This window comes from Limnofasciculus baicalensis BBK-W-15 (assembly GCF_024178385.1).
In the GTDB taxonomy this organism is placed as follows: domain Bacteria; phylum Cyanobacteriota; class Cyanobacteriia; order Cyanobacteriales; family Coleofasciculaceae; genus Limnofasciculus; species Limnofasciculus baicalensis.
The window spans coordinates 1-4728 of sequence record NZ_JAMZMM010000416.1 but is presented as its reverse complement, the minus strand read 5'-3'; the positions used below and the strand labels follow the sequence as shown (position 1 = coordinate 4728).

The window sequence follows — 4728 nt, the reverse complement described above, 5'->3', positions numbered from 1 at the left end:
CCAACAACCAACAACCAACAACCAACAACCAACAACCAACAACCAACAACCAATAACAGAGGCTTAATCTCGCGATTACCCCATCTTTACCTTAGTACCTTAGAGTGAAGCTGACTCCATAGCCCAGTTGTTGAAAGGTACCCAAAGAGATGCAACTCACGATCCCCTCCTCTAGAGCAATTCTACAGATTGAGCAGCACGAATCGACAGAAGGACGACGATTGCATTTTTATGCCAAAGGACAAAAAATCCCTCTGGTATCTCAGGGAGTATGGCAAGTCAGCCAGGGACTGGTGCAACTCAGTACTTTATGCGAGAATGGTGAAGAAGTATGGTTAGGCTGGGCAGAACCGTCTACTTTATTTGGTAATTGGTTTTCTTTGTTAACGGCCTACCAAGCAACAGCCCTATCTGATGTCCATCTAGTGTGGTTTTCTCTATCGGAAATAAACAGTTCCCCACGTTTAGCCCAGGCGATTCTACCTCAAATGGTGCGTCGGATGCGACAAACAGAAGCACTGCTTGCGATCGCAGGAAACCGTCGAGTTGAGGAGCGCTTGCAACAATTCTTATTGCTGATGAAACGGGAAATCGGTCAACCTGTAGAAGCAGGAACCCGTATAGGGGTGCGCCTTACTCATCAGAATTTAGCCAATGCCATTGGCACAACCAGGGTGACTGTGACGCGACTCCTCAACAAGCTAAAGCAAGAGGGTACAATTACCTTTGACAGCGATCGCCACATTGTAATTCGGCAGGAAAACTTTAAACTTCTTGCTGATTGGTGATATACAGGGTATAATGATTAATTTGTTGAGTCCTCGCAGAAACAAGCTGTCTTCGCGAAGAAGCATCAGGGGAATAAGCGGCACTCCATTCAACTTGTCAGTTATTCACGGTTACCTTGACAAGTAATTAATCGGGATTGTTATGTCAATATATTATGACAATAACAAACTGATAGAACTGATAGTTAGTAAACTGCTTAAACGGTTATCTATAAACCATCAAGAAAATAAACATGGTCTGAGTTGCATTTTTCAGGAGTAAACCCCTGTCTCTCGACGCTATTTCAATTCCACCGGAAACAGATCAGCGAATAGCTGGGTTAGTCGTAATTCTACATGGCTGGGGAGCCAATGCCCAAGATTTGGTCTCCCTCGTGCGCCAATTGAATCTGCCCAACTATCAGTTTTTGCTGCCTTATGCTCCCTTTCCCCACCCGCAAGTACCGAGTGGGAAAATGTGGTATGACCTTGAACGACAAGATTATCAAGGATTAGCACAAAGTAAAATGCTCCTGATGGATTGGCTCAAATCCCTGGAAAACACTACAGGGATACCCCTATCTTCCACAATTTTGGGTGGTTTTTCTCAGGGAGGGGCGATGACTCTTGATGTGGGGTTAAATTTACCGATAGGGGGTTTAGTTTCTATGAGCGGTTATTTGCATCGTACCCCTAACGATCTGGAGCCGCCACTACCTCCTGTCTTAATTGTTCATGGTAAACAAGATGCTGTAGTACCCATTAGCGCAGCACAGCGATTGCGAGACTATTTACTCGGTTTGGGAACACCGATGCAGTATAAAGAAATTGATATGGGACATGAAATTGTCCCAGAAGTTATTGAAATCGTCCAGAATTTTATTTTAGTTAATACTTAGTTTTTGGTTGTTGGTTGTTGGTTATTGGTTGTTGGTTGTTGGTTCTTAAGCTTTATCTGTAGGGTGTGGTATGCTTCAGAGGGCACAACGTTAGCACTATACAGCAATTTTTAGGCATGTGCAGTACTGAGCAACCAGGTTTCTGCTCTGTAAGTAGTGAAAGATTAATCAAAGATTATAGTTGTGGATTATCTTGCTAAAACATCCCAAATAGACATTATAATATAAAACAATAATTGTGGCAACGTTAGTCGCCATTTTATATTGGTTTCGCTAACTCTACCTAAATCAAAGATGATCGGTGGGGACTGCGCTCAAGATGTCTATTCAAGGGAGGCGCGATCGATGGCAACTTTAATCATGTCCCAGCGTAACATAACGATGCTCACGGTAGAAGACGTTGCGGAATTGGCTGGACGTTTGGAGCAGGATGATTATAATAATGCCTTTGAAGGGCTGGAAGATTGGCATTTGTTAAGGGCGATCGCATTTCAGCGCCCAGAGTTAGCGGAACCCTATCTGTACTTGCTAGACATGGAAGGCTATGACGAAGCGTGAGCAAGGGTAGAAGAGTTCTCATTGGTATAGGCGGTGGCATCGCCGCCTATAAAATAGCCCAAGTAATCTCTACCCTATTTCAGAGTGGGATAGAGGTTAGGGCTATTCTCACTCAAGGGGCGACAGAATTTATCACTCCTCTAACTATCGCTACCCTATCTCGCCATCTCGCTTATACAGATAGCCTTTTCTGGCAACCCACCCACAAGCGCCCCCTCCATATTGAGTTGGGAGAATGGGCGGAAGTATTTGCGATCGCGCCATTAACTGCAAATACTGTAGGTAAGTTAACTCACGGTTTAGCAGATAACTTACTCACTAATACAGTATTAGCCTCTCGCTGTCCAGTGCTATTAGCCCCTGCCATGAATACAGAAATGTGGAATGCAAAAACTGTACAGCGAAACTGGCAACTTTTATTAACTGACTCCAGATATCATAGCGTTGGACCTAGTACCGGATTATTGGCTTGCGATACTATTGGTACTGGTAGGATGGCAGAACCTACTGAAATTATTACATCAATCCACTCACTATTACATACAGGTGGCGATCGAGATTTAGTCGGAAAACAAGTTTTAATTAGCACTGGTGGTACGCGGGAACATCTCGATCCTGTAAGGTTTATCGGTAATCCTGCAACTGGCAAGATGGGGATAGCTTTAGCAATCGCTGCCATGGATAGAGGTGCAAAAGTAACATTAGTTCATGCTCCGATAACTGGAGAAATACCAACAGGAATAAGAGCAATTTCCGTAGTCAGTGCCGCCGAAATGCGATCGGCAATGTTAAGCTCTTTTCCAGAAGCAGATTTGATTGTCATGGCAGCAGCCGTAGCCGATGTGAAGCCTGCCGAATACTTCCCAGAGAAATTACCGAAAAAATCATTACCTAACAGCTTACCCTTGGTAGCAGTACCCGATATTTTGGCAGAATTAGGACAGCTCAAACAACCCCATCAAAAATTAATCGGCTTTGCAGCACAAACAGGTGATATTGTCAAGCCTGCGTTACAGAAATTAAAGGAGAAAAAATTAAATGCGATCGCAGCTAATCCCATAGACTTACCTAATGTTGGTTTTGGTAGCGATTGTAATCAAGCAATCCTTTTAGATGATAGAGGCAGGGAGAAAATTATCGAACCTTGTAGTAAGTTACAGTTGGCTCATTATTTATTTGATTTTGTGAATAGTTAGCACTGAATATCGAGTATATAGCAGTCGCCCGTATTAGGCCAATGGGATGGCAGCCCATTGTTAAAATTTGGTAGCCGAGAATATCCTAACCGCTCTGGCGGTTGCTATAGATCGAAAAAGCTGAAAACCTTTGATATCCGGTAGGTGTAGCGACAAGCTTATTGTCCGCCAGGTTTGTGAAGTAGACAGACTCAAGCTTTCCAAGATAAACTGGTAATGAGTTTATATTAACTAAATAAGTTAAGAGCATAAGGATATGCAAAAGGAAGCGGCAGTTGTCAAACCTATTCGATCCCTGGAAGACGCTATCAATCGATGTCAGACATTGGGAATGCGTCTTTCCCGCCAACGTCGCTTAATCCTAGAATTACTTTGGCAAGCAAAGGAACACCTTTCTGCACGGGATATTTACGACAGATTGAATCAGGAAGGGAAAGAAATCGGTCACACCTCAGTCTATCAGAATTTGGAAGCGCTATCGTCACAAGGTGTGATTGAATGTATCGAGCGAGCTGAGGGACGCTTATATGGGAATATCAGCGATGCTCATAGCCATGTCAACTGTCTGGATACTAATCAAATTATTGATATTTATATTCAATTACCAGAGGAGTTGCTCAAGCAAATTGAGGCACAAACTGGGGTGCGGATTACTGAGTACCGGATTGACTTCTATGGTTATCGAGGAGTGGAGAATGGGGAGTAGGGAATGGGGAGTGGAGTATTTATGGATGTTTAGGAATACTCATATAGTAGCTAAAATGGAAGCTGGCGCAATCAAAGTTTCTGAATCTAAATATATGTGACACTTTAGGGTGAGGAATGTGAGGAATAAATATCCCACATTCCTCACCCTCCACTGCCACAATCGCTTTTTGATCGAGCTGCCTTATGCCCTATTCCCTATTTCTTGTAATTTCTGCTGAAGAAAATTGCCCCATTTTACCGCCAGTGGTATTTCTGTAAAAGGAACTTGAACAGATGTCGCAGGTTCTGATAAGATAAATTCCAACTCTATTGTTTTTCCCTTACTGGGTGGTGTTTCTAACTCAACAACCTTACTATCCACCAACAACCGAATCGATTCCACATCTTTGAGAGAAAATGTTTGTAAATTTATCGGTCCTTTAGATGTAGGTTTTCCCCAAGTTAAGTCACTATCTTTTTGAGCCAACACTGCATAAATATCGTACTTTGCTCGATCGAATTCTTCTGCCCATTTACGATATGCTTCAACTTTTTGATATTCGTACCAACCTAACCAAGCCAGCCAAATAAAGAATCCTAGTAAAGGGAACCACATTAAAC

Annotated in this window: 6 protein-coding genes; 5 read left to right on the top strand and 1 reads right to left on the bottom strand. The window is 42.9% G+C overall.

The genetic code is table 11. From position 1 onward, the window contains the following. Nucleotides 1-149 precede the first annotated feature (149 nt). The 5 genes from NJ959_RS25680 (at nucleotide 150) to NJ959_RS25660 (ending at nucleotide 4126) form a co-directional block, all read left to right on the top strand. Nucleotides 150-788 carry a Crp/Fnr family transcriptional regulator gene (locus tag NJ959_RS25680; protein ID WP_254014597.1) on the top strand — a complete coding sequence of 213 codons (639 nt, stop codon included), beginning with the start codon at nucleotides 150-152 and terminating at the stop codon, nucleotides 786-788. A 266-nt stretch (nucleotides 789-1054) separates the two neighbouring features. Then, on the top strand, nucleotides 1055-1666 hold the full coding sequence (locus tag NJ959_RS25675) for an alpha/beta hydrolase (RefSeq protein WP_254014599.1): 612 nt from the start codon (nucleotides 1055-1057) through the stop codon (nucleotides 1664-1666). A 345-nt stretch (nucleotides 1667-2011) separates the two neighbouring features. Then, nucleotides 2012-2224, top strand: coding sequence for a protein IsiD (isiD, locus tag NJ959_RS25670; RefSeq protein ID WP_254014598.1), 213 nt, complete (start codon nucleotides 2012-2014; stop codon nucleotides 2222-2224). After that, complete coding sequence (coaBC, locus tag NJ959_RS25665; protein ID WP_254014596.1) at nucleotides 2221-3420, top strand: bifunctional phosphopantothenoylcysteine decarboxylase/phosphopantothenate--cysteine ligase CoaBC; 1200 nt, start codon at nucleotides 2221-2223, stop codon at nucleotides 3418-3420. Before isiD ends, coaBC begins: the two co-directional genes overlap by 4 nt. A gap of 256 nt (nucleotides 3421-3676) precedes the next feature. Continuing rightward, nucleotides 3677-4126 carry a Fur family transcriptional regulator gene (locus NJ959_RS25660; protein ID WP_254014595.1) on the top strand — a complete coding sequence of 150 codons (450 nt, stop codon included), beginning with the start codon at nucleotides 3677-3679 and terminating at the stop codon, nucleotides 4124-4126. Between the two features lie 183 nt (nucleotides 4127-4309). On the opposite strand, the gene NJ959_RS25655 is transcribed toward NJ959_RS25660, so the two are convergent. Beyond that, nucleotides 4310-4728: hypothetical protein (locus NJ959_RS25655; RefSeq protein WP_254014594.1), on the bottom strand; the 419-nt coding region annotated here is incomplete at its 5' end.

Bases quoted from the DNA above. Each gene is read 5' to 3' on its own strand.
- isiD (WP_254014598.1), top strand. From the start codon at position 2,012: ATGGCAACTTTAATCATGTCCCAGCGTAACATAACGATGCTCACGGTA.
- NJ959_RS25660 (WP_254014595.1), top strand. From the start codon at position 3,677: ATGCAAAAGGAAGCGGCAGTTGTCAAACCTATTCGATCCCTGGAAGAC.
- NJ959_RS25680 (WP_254014597.1), top strand. From the start codon at position 150: ATGCAACTCACGATCCCCTCCTCTAGAGCAATTCTACAGATTGAGCAG.